This is a genomic window from Polynucleobacter sp. AP-Elch-400A-B2 (assembly GCF_018688355.1).
In the GTDB taxonomy this organism is placed as follows: Bacteria; Pseudomonadota; Gammaproteobacteria; order Burkholderiales; family Burkholderiaceae; genus Polynucleobacter.
In genome coordinates, this window is record NZ_CP061317.1 from 1,403,755 (window position 1) to 1,425,056 (window position 21,302).

The 21,302-nt window shown below is 44.8% G+C and carries 20 protein-coding genes; 6 read left to right on the forward strand and 14 right to left on the reverse strand.

Going from position 1 to position 21,302, the window contains the following annotated elements:
* Positions 1–2: 2 nt before the first annotated feature.
* From FD977_RS07260 to rpsB, 10 genes are all read right to left on the reverse strand, one after another.
* On the reverse strand, positions 3–530 hold the full coding sequence (locus FD977_RS07260; RefSeq protein ID WP_215304553.1) for an OmpH family outer membrane protein: 528 nt from the start codon (positions 528–530) through the stop codon (positions 3–5).
* 18 nt (positions 531–548) lie between these two features.
* Complete coding sequence (bamA, locus tag FD977_RS07265) at positions 549–2,867, reverse strand: outer membrane protein assembly factor BamA (protein WP_371743102.1); 2,319 nt, start codon at positions 2,865–2,867, stop codon at positions 549–551.
* A gap of 26 nt (positions 2,868–2,893) precedes the next feature.
* On the reverse strand, positions 2,894–4,027 hold the full coding sequence (locus tag FD977_RS07270) for an RIP metalloprotease (RefSeq protein ID WP_215304555.1): 1,134 nt from the start codon (positions 4,025–4,027) through the stop codon (positions 2,894–2,896).
* Positions 4,028–4,039: 12 nt separating this feature from the next.
* Positions 4,040–5,230: a 1-deoxy-D-xylulose-5-phosphate reductoisomerase gene (ispC, locus tag FD977_RS07275; protein ID WP_215304557.1), complete on the reverse strand. Its 1,191-nt coding sequence runs from the start codon at positions 5,228–5,230 to the stop codon at positions 4,040–4,042.
* Entirely contained in the window at positions 5,230–6,057 is an 828-nt protein-coding gene (locus FD977_RS07280) for a phosphatidate cytidylyltransferase (protein WP_215304559.1), read from the reverse strand. The genes ispC and FD977_RS07280 overlap by 1 nt, the downstream gene beginning before the upstream one ends.
* An 18-nt stretch (positions 6,058–6,075) precedes the next feature.
* On the reverse strand, positions 6,076–6,849 hold the full coding sequence (locus FD977_RS07285; protein WP_215304561.1) for an isoprenyl transferase: 774 nt from the start codon (positions 6,847–6,849) through the stop codon (positions 6,076–6,078).
* A gap of 29 nt (positions 6,850–6,878) precedes the next feature.
* The gene (gene frr, locus FD977_RS07290; protein ID WP_215304563.1) at positions 6,879–7,439 is read right to left on the reverse strand and encodes a ribosome recycling factor; all 561 of its coding nucleotides are present in this window, start codon (positions 7,437–7,439) and stop codon (positions 6,879–6,881) included.
* Between the two features lie 11 nt (positions 7,440–7,450).
* Positions 7,451–8,161, reverse strand: a complete 711-nt coding sequence (gene pyrH, locus FD977_RS07295; protein ID WP_215304565.1) for a UMP kinase — start codon at positions 8,159–8,161, stop codon at positions 7,451–7,453.
* Between the two features lie 189 nt (positions 8,162–8,350).
* A complete protein-coding gene (gene tsf, locus FD977_RS07300) occupies positions 8,351–9,229 on the reverse strand; it encodes a translation elongation factor Ts (protein WP_215304567.1) in 879 nt (292 codons plus the stop codon).
* Positions 9,229–9,978 (reverse strand): 30S ribosomal protein S2, encoded by a 750-nt coding sequence (rpsB, locus tag FD977_RS07305; RefSeq protein ID WP_015421433.1) that lies wholly within the window; start codon positions 9,976–9,978, stop codon positions 9,229–9,231. The genes tsf and rpsB overlap by 1 nt, the downstream gene beginning before the upstream one ends.
* Before the next feature lie 256 nt (positions 9,979–10,234).
* Between rpsB and map the strand changes: the two genes are divergently transcribed.
* Entirely contained in the window at positions 10,235–11,071 is an 837-nt protein-coding gene (map, locus tag FD977_RS07310; protein ID WP_215304569.1) for a type I methionyl aminopeptidase, read from the forward strand.
* A gap of 22 nt (positions 11,072–11,093) precedes the next feature.
* Positions 11,094–13,697, forward strand: a complete 2,604-nt coding sequence (locus FD977_RS07315; protein WP_215304571.1) for a [protein-PII] uridylyltransferase — start codon at positions 11,094–11,096, stop codon at positions 13,695–13,697.
* Between the two features lie 191 nt (positions 13,698–13,888).
* Here FD977_RS07315 and FD977_RS07320 read toward each other — a convergent pair whose 3' ends face one another.
* The 3 genes from FD977_RS07320 to FD977_RS07330 all read right to left on the reverse strand — a co-directional run bounded on the left by FD977_RS07320 (position 13,889) and on the right by FD977_RS07330 (position 15,147).
* Positions 13,889–14,110, reverse strand: coding sequence for a helix-turn-helix transcriptional regulator (locus FD977_RS07320; protein WP_215304572.1), 222 nt, complete (start codon positions 14,108–14,110; stop codon positions 13,889–13,891).
* A gap of 45 nt (positions 14,111–14,155) precedes the next feature.
* On the reverse strand, positions 14,156–14,482 hold the full coding sequence (locus FD977_RS07325) for a hypothetical protein (RefSeq protein WP_215304574.1): 327 nt from the start codon (positions 14,480–14,482) through the stop codon (positions 14,156–14,158).
* Between the two features lie 323 nt (positions 14,483–14,805).
* Complete coding sequence (locus tag FD977_RS07330) at positions 14,806–15,147, reverse strand: winged helix-turn-helix domain-containing protein (RefSeq protein ID WP_215304576.1); 342 nt, start codon at positions 15,145–15,147, stop codon at positions 14,806–14,808.
* Between the two features lie 383 nt (positions 15,148–15,530).
* On the opposite strand from FD977_RS07330, the gene FD977_RS07335 reads away from it, so the two are divergent.
* From FD977_RS07335 to FD977_RS07350, 4 genes are all read left to right on the forward strand, one after another.
* Positions 15,531–16,124 carry a response regulator transcription factor gene (locus tag FD977_RS07335; RefSeq protein ID WP_215304578.1) on the forward strand — a complete coding sequence of 198 codons (594 nt, stop codon included), beginning with the start codon at positions 15,531–15,533 and terminating at the stop codon, positions 16,122–16,124.
* A 3-nt stretch (positions 16,125–16,127) separates the two neighbouring features.
* Positions 16,128–17,885 (forward strand): hybrid sensor histidine kinase/response regulator, encoded by a 1,758-nt coding sequence (locus FD977_RS07340; RefSeq protein ID WP_215304580.1) that lies wholly within the window; start codon positions 16,128–16,130, stop codon positions 17,883–17,885.
* Positions 17,886–17,906: 21 nt separating this feature from the next.
* A complete protein-coding gene (locus tag FD977_RS07345) occupies positions 17,907–18,611 on the forward strand; it encodes an outer membrane protein (RefSeq protein ID WP_215304581.1) in 705 nt (234 codons plus the stop codon).
* Between the two features lie 204 nt (positions 18,612–18,815).
* Positions 18,816–19,160: a hypothetical protein gene (locus FD977_RS07350; protein WP_215304583.1), complete on the forward strand. Its 345-nt coding sequence runs from the start codon at positions 18,816–18,818 to the stop codon at positions 19,158–19,160.
* 119 nt (positions 19,161–19,279) lie between these two features.
* Here FD977_RS07350 and ligA read toward each other — a convergent pair whose 3' ends face one another.
* A complete protein-coding gene (gene ligA / locus FD977_RS07355; protein ID WP_215304585.1) occupies positions 19,280–21,295 on the reverse strand; it encodes an NAD-dependent DNA ligase LigA in 2,016 nt (671 codons plus the stop codon).
* Between the last annotated feature and the right edge of the window lie 7 nt (positions 21,296–21,302).

Below are 21,302 nucleotides of genomic sequence, written 5' to 3' on the forward strand. Positions count from 1 at the left end.
ACTTACTTAAGACTATTCAAAGCCTTGATGACATCATCAGTAACATCAACCTTAGGATTGGCATAGGCTGGATCTTGAATAATGACATCAATTTTTCTTTGTTCAGCAATCTGCTTGAGTGCCTGATTGGCTTTTTCAGCAATCTTGGCACGCTCTTCAAAGTTACGCTGATTGAGATCCTCGGTGTACTCACGCTGTTTACGCTGCAATTCACGATCCTGGTCGGCCAGCTCGCGCTGACGACGTGCACGCTCAGCCTCAGACATGACTGCTGAATCACGATCTAACTTTTCTGCAGCAGATTTGATTTTTTGGGCGCTGTCACGAATTTCGTTTTGGCGTTTCGTAAATTCATTCTGCAATTTAGTCTGGCTAGCTTTAGCCATATTGGATTCATTAAATACTTTTTCAACATTCACAGCCGCAATCCGGGTTCCAGCATCCTGAGCAAATGCCGATGGCAAAGCGATGAATGACGAAACAGCAATTAAGCCGTATTGAATCCATTTGGAAGATTGATGAAGCTTCATAAAACTTTCCTTAAACAATTAAAACGCTGTACCCACTTGGAACTGCAAACGTTGGACGTTATCCGTAGGCAATGATTTGATTGGAATACCGTAACTAAACTTGAGCGGACCCAATGGTGATATCCATGATAAACCCAAGCCATAAGAATATCGCAAGACGAGATTGATATTCTCCGCATAGACATTACCGCCGTCTACGAAACCAAATACCCGCAAGGTTTTGTCCACTCCGGATCCAGGAACAGGTACGGTGTACTCTACGTTACTGACGATCTTGGACTGGCCACCAGTAGGCTGATTCAAGCCTGTATTTGGATTATAGAAAGTGGGACCTAGTGAGCCTGGGGCATAGCCTCGAACCGATCCAATACCACCAACATAGTAGTTTTTGGTGATTGGGAATGGGTACTTACCGTAGGCTTCGCTGTAACCTACTTCGCCATTAAAGGACAAAATATTGCCTTTTGAGAAAGAGTGGTATTTCTGATACTGGCCAAATATCCGGTAAAACATCATATTTCCCAGCGGGGTTCCAGCTTCAGCGCTCAACTGCTGTAATGAGCCAGAAGATGGAATTAAAGCGCTATCACGACCATCTCGTGACCAGCCTACAGTGACAGGTATGTTGTATGTCGTCAATGTGGCAGGGTAACCGGGTGCAGCCACTCCGTAGCTCTGAGCATAATTTAAATAAGGGATGGGGGTATTGACTGTAGTCTGAATCTGAAATGCCTCTACCCCAGTTCCAAAGAATACCCGGTCAACCTCTGTGTACGGAACTCCAAACTTAATATTGCTACCAACATTCTTAATTTGATAATCAGGATCGCCGACGTAATACAAAGGCTTGGATGATCGGTAGTACAGATCGGTATAACGGCTAATACCATCCTCGGTGAAATAAGGGTCGTAGTTAGACAAGGCCAAGCTCTGATTAATCTTACCCAAAGACATATTCAAACCTACTGCAGTACCCGTACCAAATGCATTGTCTTGATTAATACCGGCAGAGAGAATCAATTTTTCAGTTGAAGAGAAGCCCGCACCAATCGTGACGGCACCGGTTGGCTTCTCAGTTACTTTCACATTGACGTCCACTTGATCTGGAGACCCAGGAACGTCCTGAGTAGAAATATCAGTCTCAGTGAAGTAACCCAAACGGCCTAAACGTTTTTTAGACAGGTCAATCTTGTCACTATCAAACCAGGAGCTCTCAAACTGACGCATCTCGCGGCGAATCACCATATCTCGAGTTTTGGCATTACCAGTAACATTCACTTGGCGAACATAAACACGTCGACCCGGATCAACCACTAAGGTCAAATCCACTTCGCTTAAGTCACGACGAATATCCGGCTGTGGGTTGATGGTTGCAAACGCATAGCCATACGAACCCAGAATTTCTGCAATCGCCTTGGTACTTTCAGTCAACTTAGCGGATGAGAAGGTGTCGCCTGGCTTAAGGGTTACCAGCTGAGTCAGCTCGGCCTCTTTACCCAATAAATCCCCAGCTAAACGCACATTCTTGACTGTGAACTTATTACCTTCACGAATACTCACCGTGAGATAGATGCCTTTTTTGTCCGGGGTAATAGATACCTGAGTAGATTCGATGACAAATTCGAGGTAGCCACGATTAAGGTAGTAAGAGCGAATGTTCTCTAAGTCTGCAGTAAGCTTTTGCTTAGAGTACAAATTATCTTTGCTGTACCAAGAAAGCCATCCACCTGTCTTCAACTGCATCTCGCTTCTGAGAGTGCCCTCACTAAAGACATTGTTGCCGATAAAATTAATCTCTTCGATTTTGGCTACAGGGCCTTCATCGATATTGAAATAAATCGCTACTTGATTACGCTCTACTGGGGTAACGGTGGCAACTACCTCAGCGGCGTACATACCCTTACCGACATATTGACGCTTGAGCTCTTGCTCCGCCTTGTCAATCAGCGCTTTGTCGTAGAAGCGGGCTTCAGCTACACCTACTGCTTTTAAAGATTTGCGGACAATTTCTTGATCAAACTCTTTCATCCCAGTAAATTCAATCCGGGAGATGGTGGGACGCTCTTCAACAATCACAATCAAAACATTGCCTTGAGCCTGAATCTGTACATCTCGGAAAAAACCGGTGCTATATAAAGCCTTAATAGCTTCAGCACTCTTCTCATCCGAAAAGGTGTCACCGACCTGAACGGGCAAATAGCTAAATACAGTTCCTGGCTCTACTCGTTGCAAGCCCTCGATTCGAATATCTTTGATCACAAAGGAGTCGGCTGCCTGTGCATTTACACAAACACTAGCAGCAACAATCAGGACTAATTGAGCAAGAAATCGAGTCACAGAGCGAATAGAGGGGATCAGAAAATTCAAGATGAAAGGTAGCGTTGCAAATCGTTAAACAAGGCTAGCAAGGAAAGCGATATCAGAAGCAAAAAACCCACTTTTTGGAGCTTTTCCTGCAGTGATAAAGACATTCGCTTACCAGCAACCAACTCCCATGCATCATACAGGAGCTGACCCCCATCGAGCATTGGTAAAGGCACTAAATTCAAGAGTCCAATACTGATGCTCATAAGGGCTAAAAAGGCTACAAATGGCTGCCAGCCGACCTGGGCAGACTTACCTGCCATATCCGCAATACTCAAGGGTCCACCGAGCTGCTTTAAGGTCGTTTTACCCGTAAATAAACCCAACATTAGCCTTACAGAGACCTTGGTTATCAAAGACACCCGCTGATATGCAAAACCGATGGCATCTATCGGCCCTAACTTGAGCTCTTTCCACTCCGAGGGTGGACTCACTTGGGGAAACAAGCCTAGCGCCTGAAATGGATCGGATTCGGGAGTAATCGGCGGTAAATCACCCTGCCTAAAGGATTTGATCTGACGGGTGCCAGCAGCATCCCGAATCTCTATGGCAAAACCTTGCTCCCCGGTAATGGCATCTAAAAGAAGCCAACGCAATGCATTCCAACTGGGGACTGAGTCAAACTCTTCAAGAATGGGGGCGCCTTTGTAATTGGATGAAAGGGATTGCCAACCAACAACCTGATCACCTGCCGCTACCCCCAGTTTTGCAGCAATCGATTGCTCGGGCGGAGCTTGAAGTCGAGCGGGCAGCTGGGGGACGCCCGAGACATAAATCACGGAGAACAAAATAACTGCCAACAGGAAATTAGCAAAAGGGCCTGCTGCCACAATCATAGAACGCTGCCATAGAGGCTTAACATCGAAGGATTGAGGGCGCTCTTCTGCTGGAATCATCTGCTCACGATCACAGCCATCCAGCAACTTGACATAGCCGCCCAAAGGAATGGAAGCAAGAACCCACTCAGTGCCGTTACTAGCGTGATAAGTAAATAGCGGCTTACCAAATCCCAGGGCAAAGCGAAGTACTTTGACCCCACACAAACGAGCCGCTAGAAAGTGGCCATACTCATGAAAACTGACCAGTACACCGAGCGTGACTAAGAATGCAGCAAGAGTGATTAAGGCCTGCATCAGAAGATCAATCTATTTATGAATGTTGCGAATGAATTGATTGGCAGCTTGACGAGCCTGAGCATCCGCCCCAAGAATAATTTCTAAAGAATCCGCAGGAGAGGATGGCAAGGTATTTAAGCAGTGTTCCACTACCTTCGGAATACTTAAGTAAGGCAATCCAAGCTCTAAGAAAGCTGCAACGGCGACTTCATTGGCAGCATTGAGAACGGCAGGTGAAGTTCCCCCTGCTTTTGCTGCTGCAAAGGCCAAGCTCAAACAAGGAAATTGAGAAAAATTCGGTTCTGTAAAACTGAGGCCGCTCAACTGCGTCAGATTTAAAGGAGCAACACCAGCAGTAATCCGTTCAGGCCAAGCGAGTCCATAGGCAATCGGAGTACGCATATCTGGTTGACCCATTTGCGCTAAAACTGAGCCATCGCGATAACGCACCATCGAGTGCACTACGCTCTGCGGATGAATCAAAACCTTAATTTTTTCTAGTGGCAAACCAAATAACCAAAAAGCCTCAATCACTTCAAGACCTTTATTCATCATCGTCGCAGAATCCACCGAAATCTTACGACCCATCACCCAGTTCGGGTGGGCGCAGGCTTGATCAGGCGTAATACCTGCCAAGTCTACAAGAGGTCTATCCCTGAACGGTCCACCAGAAGCGGTTAACCAGAGCTCTTCAACGCCTAAATGGACAGATGGATTTTTTGTAAAGCGATCGGGTAGGCATTGAAAAATCGCATTGTGCTCGCTATCAATCGGGAGCAGTTCACCACCGCCCGCTTTCATCGCCTGCATAAATAAATTGCCCGACATCACTAGCGCTTCTTTATTAGCAAGCAATACTCGCTTACCTGCTTTTGCTGCCGCCAAAGTTGGGACTAAGCCGGCGGCTCCCACAATCGCTGCCATCACCGTATCGCACCCAGACTCGATTACTGCGCTGACCAAAGCCTCGGGTCCATAGAGAACTTGAGTGGGAATCTTTTCTTCCTGCAACAGTTGGCTCAGTTGAGCGGCACCATTCGCATCAGCCACCACTGCAATAGCAGGCTTGAACTCGATACATTGCTCGGCTAAACGCTCAATTTGTTTTGCGGCGGTCAGAGCGACTACCTTAAAGCGATCAGGATGGGCACGGATGACATCTAAGGTGTTAACACCAATCGATCCAGTAGATCCTAGGATAGCGAGCTGTTTAAGAACCATCAAATCCACCCTGCCAGTAATGCGGCAATCGGCATTGTTGGAATGAGTGCATCAACGCGATCCAATACGCCACCGTGACCTGGCAGTAAATGACTGCTATCTTTAACGCCAGCCAAACGCTTTAACTGAGATTCAAATAAATCTCCGAAGATGCTGAAGGCTGTTAATACTGTCACCATCAGGAACATTGGCACCCAACCAAATTGAATAGCCCAAGCACCAAATAAAGTATCGCCTAGCGGTAAATACGTAACGCATAGGAATGCATAGAGATAGCAAAGCAGTAAACCACCCAGCGCGCCCTCAATCGATTTTCCCGGGCTGATGTTCACGGCCAGCTTGTGTTTACCAAAAGCTTTACCAACAAAATAGGCTCCAATATCAGCAACCCAAACTAAGGCCATCGCTGATAGTAAAAACACTAGGCCTAATTCACGCAAGAAGACTAATGCAAACCAAGTTGCCGGCAGAATGATCAAGCCGACAATGCTGTAGAAAGGTTTGAATTTTTGAAGCGAGAGGTTCATTCCTTTGGCCAAGATAAATGGCGCCAGAAAGAACCAAAACAAAACCGCCATCATCAGCAAAGAAAACTGCCATGTAATTGCTTGCATGCCTAGCAATAATAAGATGATAACCAGACAAAAAACAGCGTAGAGCCATGCCGCTTTTTTCGCTTCTGGAGCAATCATGCGACTCCATTCCCAAGCGGCAGCAACTAGGGCAATCAGGAAAAATATGCCCAAGTAAATCGGTGGCAAGAAAAATAAAATAGGTAATAGCACTGCCATCAGGATGGTGGCAGTAATGATTCGGGTTTTTAGCATGGGGAAATAAGGAGAGTTTTAGACTGCGTCAATCAATGACTCAGATGCTAACTGAGCGCTAGTCCGCCCAAAGCGACGCTCGCGCTGACTAAACCAATCAAAAGCTTTATGTAACTGAGCTTCATCAAAATCAGGCCAGAGGGTATCCGTGAAGTACAGCTCGGTATAGGCCAGTTGCCATAGCAGGAAGTTGCTGACGCGCTGCTCGCCACCGGTTCGAATGAACAAATCTGGTTCTGGCGCATAAGCCATGGAGAGATAGGGTTGCAACAATTCTTCAGATACTTGGTCTGGTTTCAGACTTGGGTTGGCAACCAAAGCTTGGCGCATCGCCTGCAAAATATCCCAGCGTCCACCATAGTTAGCAGCAATGGTGAGCGTAAGCCCTTTGCAAGTAGCCGTCTTCTCTTCCGAGAACCGCACCATTTCCTGAATCCCGGAATCAAAGCGACTTAAATCCCCAATCAGGCGAAGACGGATATCGTTTTCAGCCAAACGAGAGACTTCACCCTTTAGGGATTTCAGGAATAGCTTCATTAAAAAGCTAACCTCTTCTGGGGGGCGACGCCAATTTTCAGAGCTAAACGCAAACAGAGTGAGATATTCCACGCCTAGTTGGCGGCACTCTTGAACAATTTTACGAACAGCACTCAAACCTTCTGAGTGACCCGCTACACGCGGCATGAAGCGCTTACTGGCCCACCGCCCATTACCGTCCATGATGATGGTGACATGGCGAGGAATAGCACTAACCTTTGGAATGACTAAGGTTGAGCTTGTGTGCTGAGTCATAAGTCGAATAATAAGAATGAATCTGACGATTAAACCGTCATGATCTCTTTTTCTTTTTCAGAAACGATCTTGTCGATATCAATCACCGCGCGATCAGTCATCTTCTGAATATCATCGGTTGCACGACGCTCATCGTCCTCAGAAATTTCTTTATCTTTGGTGAGGCGCTTTAAATGCTCATTGGCATCACGGCGCAGATTACGCACAGCAATCTTCGTATCTTCACCTTCGTTTTTGACAACCTTAGTCAAATCACGACGACGCTCCTCAGTTAATGCAGGCATAGGTACTCGAATCACAGTGCCTTGCGAGGCTGGGTTCAAACCCAAATCTGAGTCACGAATGGCTTTCTCAATTGCGCCAACCATCGTTTTTTCAAATGGCTGTACGTTGATTGTTCTGGCATCAGCCAAACCTAGGCTAGCAACCTGGCTTAGTGGCGTTGGATTACCGTAGTAATCCACCTGGATGTGTTCCAAGATTCCAGGATTTGCGCGACCAGAGCGAATCTTCGCTAAGTTGGATTTCAGAGCCTCAAGAGACTTCTGCATCTTTTGATCGGTAGTGGTTTTAATTTCTGCTGCGGACATCAGGCCTCCTATTAAACGTGTACTAAAGTGCCTTCAGACTCACCCTGAACCACGCGCATCAATGCGCCTGGTTTGAGAATCGAAAACACTTTGATTGGTAATTTTCGGTCACGGCACAATGCAAAAGCAGTTGCATCCATGACCTGCAAGTTTTTGATGATTGCCTCGTCAAAAGTCATTGTTTTATATAAAGTAGCTGTTGGGTCTTTCATTGGATCGGCGCTGTAAATGCCATCTACCTTAGTAGCCTTGAGCATGATTTCAACCCCCATCTCTGCGCCACGCAAAGCGGCGGCAGTATCGGTAGTAAAAAATGGATTTCCTGTGCCAGCTGCAAAGATCACCACCTTACCTTCACTCAGAGCACGAATCGCACGAGGACGAATGTAGGGCTCAACGACTTGATCCATCCTTAAGGCAGATTGCACACGAGCTTCAACACCTTTTTGGCGTAAAGCATCTTGTAGTGCAAGAGAATTCATCATGGTAGCGAGCATTCCCATATAGTCAGCTGTTGCGCGATCCATGCCGGCCGCGCCACCTGCTACACCTCGGAAAATGTTTCCGCCACCAATCACGATAGCTAATTCAACGCCACTATTTACTACGTCGGCTATTTCTTTCACCATGGAATCAATCGTAGTTGGATTAATTCCAAAAGCATCATCCCCCATGAGGGCTTCACCAGAGAGTTTTAAGAGAACACGTTTGTAGGCTGGCATTGTTTTATTTTCCGTAATTTGCCAAGCAAATTATCTGCTTAGCTTATTGATCTTTAAGTACTTTTTAATATCTTGCCCAAATTATAAAGGGCTTGGCACAGATCAAAGAAAAGGGCATGGAAACCGAGGTTTCTATGCCCTTTTGGGTATTACAGCCCTACTGTAAGATCCCAGGAAGCTTGGAGCTAATTAAGCGCCTTTAGCAGCGGCAACCTGAGCAGCCACTTCAGCCGCAAAGTCGTCTTGACGCTTCTCAATGCCCTCACCCACAACAAACATAGTGAAACTCTTAATTGCGGTGTTGGCAGCTTTGAGCATTTGCTCAACCGATTGCTTGTCGTTTTTAACGAAAGTTTGGTTCAACAAAGAAACCTCTTTGAGGTACTTCTGAATAGAACCTTCAACCATCTTCTCAACGATTTCTGGTGGTTTGCCAGATTCAGCAGCCTTTTGAACGGCAACACTACGCTCAACAGCAATGGCTTCAGCAGGAACATCAGCCATCGATAAAGCCACTGGCTTCATTGCAGCAATATGCATTGCTACGTCTTTAGCTGCAGTCTCATCACCTTCGAACTCAACCATCACGCCAATACGAGTGCCATGGAGGTAAGAGACCAACTTGTTGCTACCAGCGAAACGCTTGAAGCGACGCGGCATGATGTTCTCGCCGATCTTACCGATCAAGGCGCTACGAACTTCATCCACAGTTTGGCCATTCATTGGCAATGCAAGTAAGGCAGCAACGTCAGCTGGATTCTTTTCAGCAACCAACTTGACGCATTCAGCAGTAAAGGCCAAGAAGTCATCGTTCTTAGAAACAAAGTCAGTTTCGCAGTTCACTTCCAACAAAGCACCAGTAGTGCCATTGATGAATGAAACCACAATACCTTCAGCCGTTACACGAGATGCAGCTTTACCAGCTTTGCTACCAAGCTTTACACGCAGAATTTCTTCTGCACGAGCCATATCGCCATCAGCCTCAGTCAATGCTTTTTTGCACTCCATCATCGGAGCATCGGTCTTGGCGCGTAACTCGCCAACCATTGCAGCGGTAATAGCGGCCATTATTCAGCTTTCCCTTCTTCAACAAACTCTTCTTCACCTTCTTTAACGGCGGTCAAGATTTCTTGAACAGAGTTTGATTTACCTTCGAGGATTGCGTCAGCAATGCCACGAGCGTAGAGAAGAACAGCCTTGCTGGAGTCATCGTTACCAGGGATGATGTAATCAACACCTTCTGGTGAGTGATTGGTATCCACTACAGCGATAACCGGAATACCGAGCTTGTTAGCTTCAGTAATAGCAATCTTGTGATAGCCAACGTCCACTACAAAGATCGCATCAGGAACGCCGTTCAAATCTTGAATACCGCCAAGCGCTTTTTGCAGCTTGTCGAGATCACGATCATTAGTCAAGGCTTCTTTCTTGGAGAGCTTTTCCCAGTCGCCAGCTTCTTTAGCAACTGCCATGTCCTTCAAACGCTTGAGGGAGCCTTTAACAGTTTTGAAGTTTGTTAGCGTACCGCCCAACCAACGGCTGTCGATGTAAGGCATACCAGCACGAGCAGCTTCTTCAGCAATGATCTCGCGTGATTGACGCTTAGTGCCAACGAATAAGATAGTTCCACGGTTAGCAGCAACTTGTTTTGCAAATTTCAGGGCGTCCTGAAACATTGGCAATGTTTTTTCTAAGTTGATGATGTGAATTTTGTTGCGATGGCCGAAAATATAAGGGGCCATTCTTGGGGACCAGAAACGGGTTTGGTGACCAAAATGGCAACCGGCTTCCAGCATTTGACGCATAGTTACTGACATAACTTCTCCTGAGGGTTGGTTTCTGAGATTGAGTCCTAGCTGCGCTAAAAAACGCCACCCTGGAGGGCTCAACCCGCTATTTCAGATCAAAATTAATCTGAGAACGAAATTATAGCTTAAATATCAATGGTCTAGACGCCCCACCCCTAGCGCCTCACTAGAAAACCTACTCAGAAATGCCATTAAATGGTGCATCTGCCTATTATTTAGGCATATTCCCACTAGCAAAAAGCTCCAAGTCGTTGATAATCAAGGCATGAATAGTGTATTTACTGCCGAAAAAGACATCCAAGGGATGCGCGAAGCTGGCCGCTTGGCAAGTGAAGTTCTTGATCATGTTGCCCCTCACGTCAAAGCTGGTGTGAGCACAGCTGAATTGGATCGCATTTGTCATGAGTACATGCGTGATGTCCAAAAGACCATTCCAGCCCCGCTGAACTACCAACCGCCAGGCTACCCACCCTTTCCGGCATCGATCTGCACCTCGGTCAACGATGTGATCTGCCATGGCATTCCTGGTGAAAAGATTTTAAAAAGTGGTGATGTTGTTAACCTAGATATCACTGTGATTACGTCTGATGGCTACTACGGCGATACCAGCCGCATGTTTATGGTCGGTGAAGTTTCAGTATTGGCTAAACGCCTCACCCAAATCACCTTTGAATGTATGTGGCTTGGAATTGCGCAAGTGAAACCTGGTGCATCACTAGGCGATATTGGCCACGTCATTCAGACCCATGCTGAAAAAGCTGGCTATTCAGTGGTTCGTGAATATTGCGGTCATGGTATTGGCAAAGTGTTTCATCAAGATCCACAGATTCTTCACTACGGCCGTCCTGGCACCGGTGAAAAGTTAACAGAAGGTATGACCTTTACGATTGAGCCAATGATCAATGCCGGTAAGCGTGATATTCGGACAATGCCTGATCAATGGACGGTAAAGACTAAAGACCGCAGCCTCTCAGCACAATGGGAGCACACACTTTTAGTAACAGCAACTGGCGTTGAAGTGTTAACTTGGTCAGAGGGTAGCAATCCAATTCCTGATTGCGTTAAAGGTCTGTCGTATAGACCAAATCTAGCCAACGCTTAATTACTCAATTAGTTCAAGCGCAATGGGTCAAACTCTCGCAGCGATGAAACCTATTGCAGATATTGCTAGCTTAAGGGCTGCTCGAGAATTAGCCTATGATGATTTTCGTGAACATCAAGTAGTTGGACGATTAACTAAGCAACTGAGTAAGCTTAGCGATGAACTCCTCATCAGCTTATGGAATTCCTGTGATTTAAATGCGGATGCTGCTCTGGTAGCGGTGGGTGGGTTCGGTAGAGGAGCGCTATTTCCTTACTCAGATATTGATATTCTGATTTTGCTGCCTGAAGATAAGCAATACTTTGAAGAGGTACTTGCCAGCAAGATTGAAAAGTTTGTAGCGCAATGCTGGGATACTGGATTAGAAATTGGCTCTTCAGTGAGAACCGTTGCTGAGTGCACAACCGAGGCAGAGCAAGATATTACCGTTCGCACCTCCCTACTGGAGTCACGACTCATCTGTGGCAAGAAAGCCCTCTTGAAAGAATTTGAATCTGTTTATGAAAAGACTTTGGATCCAAAGTCATTCTTTCAGGCTAAGTTAGCTGAGCAAATCCAACGTCACTATAAATATCAAGACACACCCTATTCCTTAGAGCCTAATTGCAAAGAGAGTCCTGGCGGCTTACGTGACCTACAGGTAATCTCCTGGGTCAGCAAAGCAGCGCACTTAGGAAATACATTTAAGGACCTCAGTCTTACCGGCCTCATTACCCAACGTGAATTAACCGAGCTTAATCGCAACCAGCGTTTTTTAGAGACCCTGCGCGCAAACTTACATCTACTAGCCAAGCGTAGGCAGGATGTTTTGGTGTTTGACTTACAGACACCCTTAGCAGCGGCGATGGGCATTACAGAAGAATCCTCAAGGCTGGCCAGTGAGGCCATCATGCGCCGCTACTACTGGGCGGCCAAAGCAGTCAGTCAGTTAAATGATGTACTACTTCAAAACATTGAGGCACTTCTTTTCCCTCAAGAATCCAAAACAACCCATGCTATTGCCGGCGTGGGCAATGAATGCTTTATTGAGCGTCAAGGCGTCCTAGATATTACTGACCCTCAATTGTTTCAGAAGCATCCAGAGCAAATCCTGCGAACCTTCTTGGTTTTCGCGCAAACAGCGAACGTCAAGAGTCTATCGGCAACGATCTTTAGAGCCCTGTATAACGCTCGCCAAAACATGGATAGTCAATGGCGCAAAGATCCGGTCAACCGCGCACTCTTTATGGAGATTCTCAAAGAGCCCGATGGGGTTAGTCGCGCTTTTCAACTCATGAACCGCACCAGCGTGCTCGGTCGCTATCTGCCCGCCTTTAGAAGAATCGTTGGCCAGATGCAGCATGACTTGTTTCACGTTTACACAGTGGATCAACACATCCTGATGGTGCTGCGTAACGTACGCCGCTTTATGGTGGTTGAGCATACGCATGAGTTTCCATTCTGCAGTAGCCTGATTGCCCATTTTGAAAAACCTTGGCTACTTGTCATCGCCGCACTCTTTCATGACATTGCTAAGGGGCGAGGCGGTGATCACTCCGCACTTGGTAAAGCAGACATGCGCAAGTTTGCCAAAGACCATGGTTTAGATAAAGCAGATACCGAGCTCTTAATTTGGTTGGTTGCAGAGCACTTGAACATGAGTCAAGTAGCTCAGAAACAAGACATCACCGATCCAGATGTAGTGCAGGCATTTGCTAAAAAGGTGGGTGATGAGCGCCATCTCACTGCACTTTACTTGCTCACCGTGGCTGATGTCCGTGGAACCAGCCCCAAAGTATGGAATGCCTGGAAAGGTAAGCTATTAGAAGACCTCTATCGCGTAACCTTGCGGGTCTTAGGTGGTGCAAAACCAGATGCCTCTTCTGAGCTTGCGCAGCACCAAGAAGAATCCCGCGCCATGTTACGCCTCAATGCAATTGAAGACTTTGCTTATGACAATCTCTGGAAGCAATTGGATGTTGCCTTCTTCCTGCGCCAAGATGCCGCGGATATCGCTTGGTTAACTCGCCATCTATTTGACAAAGTGGATAGCGAAATCCCGGTTGTACGCGCTCGCCTCTCTCCAGTTGGTGAGGGCCTACAGATTGCTGTCTACGTGAAAGATCAGGAAGATCTTTTCGCCAGAATTTGCGCTTACTTTGAGCGCCATGGCTTCTCGATTTGGGATGCACGCATTCACACGACAAAGCATGGCTATGCACTCGATACATTCCAAATCTCCGGCAGTAACTTGGTAGATGAGGGTGGCAGTTACCGCGATCTTATTCAGCTGGTGGAATATGAGCTCACGGCAGCACTGCAAAACAATAGTCCGCTGCCATCACCCAGCATGGGCAGACTCTCGAGACAGTCTCGCACCTTCCCTGTTCAGCCACGTGTACACATGACTCCAGATGAACGCGGTCATTACTACGCCCTATCTCTCTCAACGAGTGATCGCACCGGCCTACTGTATGCAATCTCCAGAATATTAGCCAAGCATCAAGTCTCATTACATACCGCACGCATCAATACGCTAGGTGAGCGAGTCGAAGACGTATTCTTATTGGATGCGGCTAACTTGAGTAAGAACCCTAAGCTGCAGATCATGCTTGAGACAGATTTGTTAGAGGCCTTGGGGGCGTAACAAAGTCCAGTTGGCTCGCATCTGGAAAAAAATGAATGGCCGCTAACGACCCAAAGTGGACCTTGGTAGAGCATACCTCCGAAATCACCACTAACGGCCCAAAGCAAGTATTCAAATCATAGCCATCAATGAGATACATCAAAAAATTATTTAAATAGCTCAACTAAAACTTTAGGGCTACTTTCATTAACCTAATAAATAACCCTTCGACCATCCACTTTAAAGACAACCAGCTCGGAGGCAAACAACTTCTTTAGGTGGAAGCTAAGTGTCCCAGCACCATAACCAAATTTCTCAATCATCTGTTTTGGTCTAACACCCTTGCTTCCTGATTGATAAATCAACTCAAAAAGATTAAATCTTGCCTCTTGACCAAGGGCCTCAAAGATTGGGAGATAACGGGAAGCTTTCATACAATTGACCCTTGGAGATCTAAATCTAAAATTGCAATAAACATCTTAATTTAATGTTCCGGTTGTGTAATCAAGAATTGGCTCCGCATAACTGCGATGACCTCTAAAGGCAATACTGTGAAAAGTATCAGCCACCTCTGCAACCTCTTTACTAATTTCATCTCTGGCAACTACAACCTCATTAGAGATTCTGTATAACTTCGGATTCATGTGGCTTGGAATGTGGTGCGGGTTATCCAGATCCACCTGAGCTTGAGCATCAATGTCCTCTTGAATCTTGGTATTAGCAATTACCACTGAACTGCAGATAAAGATAGAAATTGACAACAACGTAATGAGTGAGTGACGGCCAATAAAAGAGGTTAAAGGCATGAGAGATCTCCAAAGGTTGAACTTAAAGCATCCTAAAAGTAGCTTGCATTAATAACCATAGAACTTTAGCTCTAGACCGGATTTGAAGCGGTCGCTCATCCGCCCACACTTGGTGTAAGCCCTAATTTAGGCAGCAAATATATGGTTATTAAATAATTTATTGATCTTGGTTAACCAATAACCTTGTGGAATTAAAAATTCATGAATATCGCTTAGTGTCCGGACTGAGCCACATAGCGCAATTTGGGTGATCGGGCAGAGCTCGACCCATAGAGGACAACTCGTAATACCTCCCGGCAGCGGGAGCATTCAACATGCAAGCCTTAGGCTGCCAATGCGATATCTCTTTTATCTTCAGCTTGTATTGGAGCAAAAAACCCCGCCAACTCCATTAAGGCACTGTTATTCGGATAGTAAATGCCTCTTGGATCGCCTGCTTTTGTAACGATCAAATTGAACGCCCTTAACCTATCAAGATGAAAGTGCAATGTTCCACCATCTACGCCCAATTTCCCAATAATTTCCTTGGGTTTAATACCATCCTCCCCGGATAGATAAATTAAGTTGAGAACTTCAAGCCGACTCTCTTGACCTAGAACTCTAAATATCCTTGCATAATTTAAAAGGGGTCCACCCCCTAAGGATGTGCGATTATTTTTTTGCATTATCCTGGCTCTTATTAGTAGGATTCAAAGCGAAAATACTTCCTAGAACGGGCCACCATATATGCGTCAGTATGGCTCTGAAATAAAATATTTAAGAAATTCATAATTCTTTTCATAATCCCGCCTCCTATTTGATGTCATGTTAGAAAGAGGGATAACCGTTTGATATACAACTTTAGCTCTAGACCGGATTTGAAGCGGTCGCTCATCCGCCCACACTTGGTGTAAGCCCTAATTTAGGCAGCAAATATATGGTTATTAAATAATTTATTGATCTTGGTCAACCAATTTTCTAGTACTAAAGCATTACAAATATAAAGTCTATGAATGCAATAATTCTCAACATAAATACAACTACCAAATAGACTTAAGATGAAGTGTCAATGATGTCTGTATCAATACTGATCGTAGATGACCATCCTGTATACAGGGATGCGCTTCACCAGTACCTAACTCGCAAATTCTCTTCATTGGGCAGCCAGGTATATTCTGCAGATTCAATTAAAGAGGGGCTAAAAATAGCTCGCTCTAAAAAATCAAAATGGGTAGTACTTCTAGATCTTCTGGTACCAGACTCTGTAACCCAATTTGGCGGAATTAAAGAATTTAGAAATCTTGAAGAGGTAGTGGCTATTGCCGTAATTTCCGGTCTTGAAAAAGAGGGCCTTGAAAAAGAATGCATAGAGGCTGGTTGCAGCATCTTCATACCCAAAAGTAGTGACACCTCCCATATTTATCAAAGTCTATGCAATTTGATGGGTTTAAGGCCGAATGAGGGCGAAGAAACCAAACTTACAGGGAGGCAGAAAGAAATCCTCACCCATATTTCCAAGGGAGATTCAAATAAGATGATCGCCTACTCCCTAAATATCAGTGAGCAGACAGTAAAGGTTCATTTAGGCGAGATCTTTAAGAAGATCAAAGTATTTAATAGGACGCAAGCTGTTATCAAAGCAAAAGAAAACGGCTGGGTATAGCGCATGGGCATCTTCTCTGCGCACGATAACAACGAATCGTTGTTAGAGGAAAAGTATAAGTTTCTTGAAATAGCCTCGCGGACCAATACGGCAGGTACCGTTATAGGGCCATTATTTACAGGGATTCTGATTTTTCAGGACACGCCCCTGCTCAATCTTGCTATTTGGCTAATAGCAATGATCCTGTGCGTAATGTTTAGAGCCTACATGATCTTTGCGAGAAATAAAGACACGAAACTTTCAACTAAGAAAAAGATATTCAACTTAAATCTTGGTGTCGTATCGGTAACATCTTGCTGGGGAGTCGGGTGGCTAATTATTGCTACTACCTTACCCTTTAGCTTGCAATGTATCTATTTATTAATGAGCTCAACAGCGGTATTCGTTGGTTTATATGGTTACTCTATTCATCGATCAACGGTTATATGCTTTGCATTGCCAATCTTCAGCTGTCAATTTATCGCATCCATTGTCCCTCCAGTCATGTTCCCATGGCCTATTCAGTTGGGCAACTTCGCATTCTTTCTTTACACCATTAAGATGGCTTCATATTTTTCGAAGTCTTGGATAGAAACTGTCAGCCTACAAATTCAGAACCAGTCTCTGAATAAGGAGCTTGAATACGAGCGTAATACTGCAATTGAAGCAAATATTGCCAAATCGAAGTTTATTGCAACTGCTAGCCACGACCTGAGGCAGCCTCTTCATGCTGTCAATATTTACTTAGACTTGTTAGAGCCAAACAAACTCAAAGAGAGAGAAAAGGTTAATTTTCTTCAGATCAGAAAAAGCATACAGACCCTAAACTCGATGTTTAATTCTTTATTAGATTTAAGCAAACTTGATGCAGGTGCCTCAAATAAGTTCGACAAGCCATTTGAGCTTATAGAACTAGTTAGCTTCTTGTCCAATACCTTTACCCCAATTGCAGGTGGTAAGGGTTTAATACTCCAGTTTAATTTTATGAATATGGGTGTAAATGGGGATAAGTTTTTGCTACAGCAATTAATTGGCAACTTAATATCTAATGCCATTCAATACACCACATCGGGAGAAATTCGGGTTCACCTCGTCTCTAATAATGATTGCCTGCACATTAGCATTGAAGATACAGGCTGTGGAATAGATGCAACCCTACTAGATAAAATTTTTGAGGAATTTTTTAGGGTGGATAGTACGCGGAACATGCACGATGGACTTGGGCTGGGACTCTCAATAGTCAAAAGACTCTGCAAAATATCCAATACGGATCTTTCCGTGACATCCACACTTGGATCTGGCTCAACCTTTAGTCTCCAGACGCCCTTCTCGACTACCACCCTATCCGATCATATTGAAATATTTAACAATGATTCAGCTGAACTGAGTTTTACGTCAGACGATCATCTTTTGGAAGCAAAAACAATTGCAATTTTTGAAGATGATCACACCATTTTGGAAGCCTATAAACAAGCCTTGACTCAAAATGGATTTAAAGTTCTTTCTCTCTCTGAGAATCACCAGACACTCATGAGACAGCTCGCTAATATAAATAGCATTGATTGTATTTTGAGCGATTACCGCCTTGAAGCGACTACCGGGGATCTGATTATTCAAGAGCTCCGTGATAGTTTTGGGATAGAAATTCCTGCCATCATTATTACTGCTGATACCTCACCTCGACATATTCAATTGTTTCGGGAGTTAAACATTGAGATGCTCTATAAGCCAATTGGCTATAGCGACATTGTTGATGCAATCAAACTACTTTTAAAAAAATAACTTTATATTAAGGAAATAGCAATGCCAAGTATTCAATTTCGTCATATTGCAGCTCTACTGACTTCATTACTTTCACTCAATGTTTATGCTGACTCACAGCTAAATCCATGGGCAGGAGTATATGGGCAAGTTGGAATCATTGGCTATGCAAGCTATATTCCGAAAAGCGCAAGTGGAACAACATCTGTTGGTAACTATACATTCTCTAATACAGCAACTGCCAACCATGCAAATGGTCTAGTTGCCAATATCGGCGCAGGTTATAACTTCGGAGTTAGCGAAAATTATATTTTAGGAATTGGGGCGGCTTTGTATCCAGGTCACTCAAAGACTGTAAGCTCAACATCGGTTACAAATTTGCCTAGCGGTGCATCTGTTAGTCACGGTACATACAATGTGTCTAATATATTTAGCTTTTCATTGCTCCCTGGCTACGTAATTGATAAAACACATTTAGTCTATGGAAAGATTGGGTACACTGGATCCACACTCAATGCCAACTCCCCTGGTAACTACCCCCAACAAACCACCCATGTCAATGGGACTGTTTATGGACTGGGATATAAGCAACTGATTACCGAATCCATCTACTTTTTTGGAGAGGGTAATTATGCTGTCAATAAAGAAAAAGCGGTAACTGTAGTAACGGATAGCGGCGCTACCGTAAAGTCTACTGCTAATGCAACAGGCTATGACTTCATACTTGGTGTCGGCTATCGCTTTTAATAACTTCCCATCAGAATTACTTTTTTTGCCAGCTCTTTTATGAATATATCCATCCCTGAGCTGGCAAACCTCATTACATCCTTTAAAGACTAGGACTAAAGTATTAAATAAAACTGTGTGTATTAGAACCAAAGTTGTATTTCAATCACCAGTTCTCAAATTTATTCTCATAGTTATCCAATATAACTTTGAAAGAATGGGCTGATGAAAAAAATCTTGATACTGACCACTTTTTGTACGTTTACATTTAATGCTTACGCCTATGAGACAAGTGAATGTGACGGACTTTCTACATGGAGAAAGGTTCAACAAAATTCACCAGATGTAATGGTGCGCACTTGTAATCTTTTTGGAATGAACTATATTGAGATTAAAAGCCAACTAAATGAAAACCGCTGCATCGCTATTAAAAATAAAAATACTGGTAGTGAATGGAAGAATTTTCTCTTGCGTAGCCAATCGATTAAAGCATTAGCAAACCCTAATATCGAACCAGCACACTTAGAAATAGCCTCAACAAATGCCAAGCCCAGTGGTTGCAAATCCTAGCTTCAATCCAATTAAATCTGTAATCTTGGTCATCCCACTAAGCTGTAATTGAACACCCCAATTCATACGGCTCACTGCCCCTTATTGGCCGAAAGCGGCCATATGGACTGGTATACAGTTTAATTTAGCAACTCCAACATAGCCGCTTCATCAATTACTGGAATGCCTAACTCTTCTGCTTTGGTGAGTTTGCTTCCAGCATCCGTACCTGCAACTACATAGTCAGTTTTCTTAGAAACTGAGCCTGCTACTTTGGCACCTGCTTTTTCGAGAAGATCTTTTGCATCATCTCTTGTCATCGTTGGGAATGTGCCTGTAAGTACAAAGGTTTTTCCTGCGACTGCTGCACTGATGACTTTTTCTTCTACTGAGAGCTGCATTCCTGAGGCTAAGAGTTGCTCAATCACTTCACGGTTGTGGGCTTCTTCCATAAAGCTGGTTATCGAGTCTGCGACCACAGGACCAACATCTTTTACTGTCAGCAAGTCTTGGAGCTTGGCATCCATCAGGGCGTGCATAGACTGGTAGTGATTGGCCAAGTCTTTGGCAGTGGTCTCACCTACGTGACGTATACCTAATGCAAAGATGAATCTCGCTAGCGTGGTGTTTCTAGATTGGTTAATAGATTGAATGAGGTTGTCTGCTGACTTTTCGCCCATGCGCTCTAGGTTGGCGATTGCGGTAAAGCCTAAGCTATAAAGATCAGCTGGCGTTCTGACTAGATTGTGATCAACCAATTGATCGACGATCTTCTCGCCTAGGCCTTCAATATCTAACGCTCTTCTATGTGCAAAATGAATTAATGCCTGCTTACGTTGAGCCCCACAAAATAAACCACCACTACAACGGGCAATCGCTTCATCAGCCAAGCGCTCGATGTGTGAATCGCATACTGGGCAATTTGTTGGCATGACAAATTCTAATGTGTTGGCTGGTCTACGCTCCTTAATAACCGACACCACCTCAGGAATGACATCCCCCGCTCTTCTAACAGAGACGGTATCGCCAATGCGCACATCTTTACGCTTCACCTCATCTTCATTGTGCAAAGTAGCATTCGTAACAGTGACGCCACCCACTTCAACTGGAGCAAGTCTTGCGACTGGAGTAATTGCGCCAGTACGGCCTACTTGGACATCAATACCGAGGACGGTAGTTAAGGCCTCTTGCGCTGGAAACTTATGGGCCAAGGCAAAGCGTGGGGCTCTGGATACAAAACCCAACTTAGCTTGCTCTGCAAAAGAGTTGACCTTGTAAACCACACCATCAATGTCATAAGGCAAGGAAACGCGCTTTGTAGCAACTTGGTTGTAGAAGGCCAAAATATCTTCAACAGATTTCAGTACACGGCGCTCAGCGCAAACTGGCAAACCCAACTTCACGTAAGCATTGAGAAGCTCTTCATGGGTTTTTGGCAGCCAAGACTGTGGCTCTAGAGCCCCTAGCCCATACGCAAAGAAAGAGAGTGGTCTTTTGGCGGTAATCTTTGAATCTAATTGTCGCAAACTTCCTGCTGCAGCATTACGGGGGTTAGCAAACTCCTTCTCACCCTGGGCGACAGCTTGTGCGTTCATTTTCTGGAAATCTTTCAGATACATAAAGACTTCACCGCGCACTTCTAATACCGCCGGGATATTAGTACCTGTCAGTTTGAGTGGAATGGCCCGAATAGTTTTGATGTTAGCAGTGACATCTTCACCACTGGCGCCATCACCTCGGGTAGCAGCTCTTACCAAAGAGCCATGCTCGTAGCGCAAGGAGATTGCTAAGCCATCGAATTTAAGTTCGCCTGCATAATCAACTTGATCAACATGCAGACCTTCACGACAGCGACGATCAAAGGCAATTAACTCAGCGTCTTCAAACGCATTGTTCAAAGAAAGCATCGGCACTGCGTGAGTTACCGAATCAAATTCCTTCAGTGCGGCACCACCCACCCTTTGCGAGAGTGAATCCTTTGTAATCCATTCAGGGTGCAAAGCCTCTATCTCAAGCAACTCACGATAAAGACGATCGTACTCACTATCAGGAACTATTGGATTATCTAGAACGTAATAGGCATGCTCTAAGCGCGCTAGATCGGCTTGTAATAATGCATAGCGATCCGCTAAATTTGTCGGATTAGAGGACGACAAGTGATTC

What these genes read in the sequence shown, in the direction of transcription:
- FD977_RS07260 (WP_215304553.1), bottom strand. Translation starts at nt 530, where the DNA reads ATGAAGCTTCATCAATCTTCCAAATGGATTCAATACGGCTTAATTGCT.
- FD977_RS07270 (WP_215304555.1), bottom strand. Translation starts at nt 4,027, where the DNA reads ATGCAGGCCTTAATCACTCTTGCTGCATTCTTAGTCACGCTCGGTGTA.
- ispC (WP_215304557.1), bottom strand. Translation starts at nt 5,230, where the DNA reads ATGGTTCTTAAACAGCTCGCTATCCTAGGATCTACTGGATCGATTGGT.
- FD977_RS07280 (WP_215304559.1), bottom strand. Translation starts at nt 6,057, where the DNA reads ATGCTAAAAACCCGAATCATTACTGCCACCATCCTGATGGCAGTGCTA.
- FD977_RS07285 (WP_215304561.1), bottom strand. Translation starts at nt 6,849, where the DNA reads ATGACTCAGCACACAAGCTCAACCTTAGTCATTCCAAAGGTTAGTGCT.
- frr (WP_215304563.1), bottom strand. Translation starts at nt 7,439, where the DNA reads ATGTCCGCAGCAGAAATTAAAACCACTACCGATCAAAAGATGCAGAAG.
- pyrH (WP_215304565.1), bottom strand. Translation starts at nt 8,161, where the DNA reads ATGCCAGCCTACAAACGTGTTCTCTTAAAACTCTCTGGTGAAGCCCTC.
- tsf (WP_215304567.1), bottom strand. Translation starts at nt 9,229, where the DNA reads ATGGCCGCTATTACCGCTGCAATGGTTGGCGAGTTACGCGCCAAGACC.
- rpsB (WP_015421433.1), bottom strand. Translation starts at nt 9,978, where the DNA reads ATGTCAGTAACTATGCGTCAAATGCTGGAAGCCGGTTGCCATTTTGGT.
- map (WP_215304569.1), top strand. Translation starts at nt 10,235, where the DNA reads ATGAATAGTGTATTTACTGCCGAAAAAGACATCCAAGGGATGCGCGAA.
- FD977_RS07315 (WP_215304571.1), top strand. Translation starts at nt 11,094, where the DNA reads ATGGGTCAAACTCTCGCAGCGATGAAACCTATTGCAGATATTGCTAGC.
- FD977_RS07320 (WP_215304572.1), bottom strand. Translation starts at nt 14,110, where the DNA reads ATGAAAGCTTCCCGTTATCTCCCAATCTTTGAGGCCCTTGGTCAAGAG.
- FD977_RS07325 (WP_215304574.1), bottom strand. Translation starts at nt 14,482, where the DNA reads ATGCCTTTAACCTCTTTTATTGGCCGTCACTCACTCATTACGTTGTTG.
- FD977_RS07330 (WP_215304576.1), bottom strand. Translation starts at nt 15,147, where the DNA reads ATGCAAAAAAATAATCGCACATCCTTAGGGGGTGGACCCCTTTTAAAT.
- FD977_RS07335 (WP_215304578.1), top strand. Translation starts at nt 15,531, where the DNA reads ATGATGTCTGTATCAATACTGATCGTAGATGACCATCCTGTATACAGG.
- FD977_RS07340 (WP_215304580.1), top strand. Translation starts at nt 16,128, where the DNA reads ATGGGCATCTTCTCTGCGCACGATAACAACGAATCGTTGTTAGAGGAA.
- FD977_RS07345 (WP_215304581.1), top strand. Translation starts at nt 17,907, where the DNA reads ATGCCAAGTATTCAATTTCGTCATATTGCAGCTCTACTGACTTCATTA.
- FD977_RS07350 (WP_215304583.1), top strand. Translation starts at nt 18,816, where the DNA reads ATGAAAAAAATCTTGATACTGACCACTTTTTGTACGTTTACATTTAAT.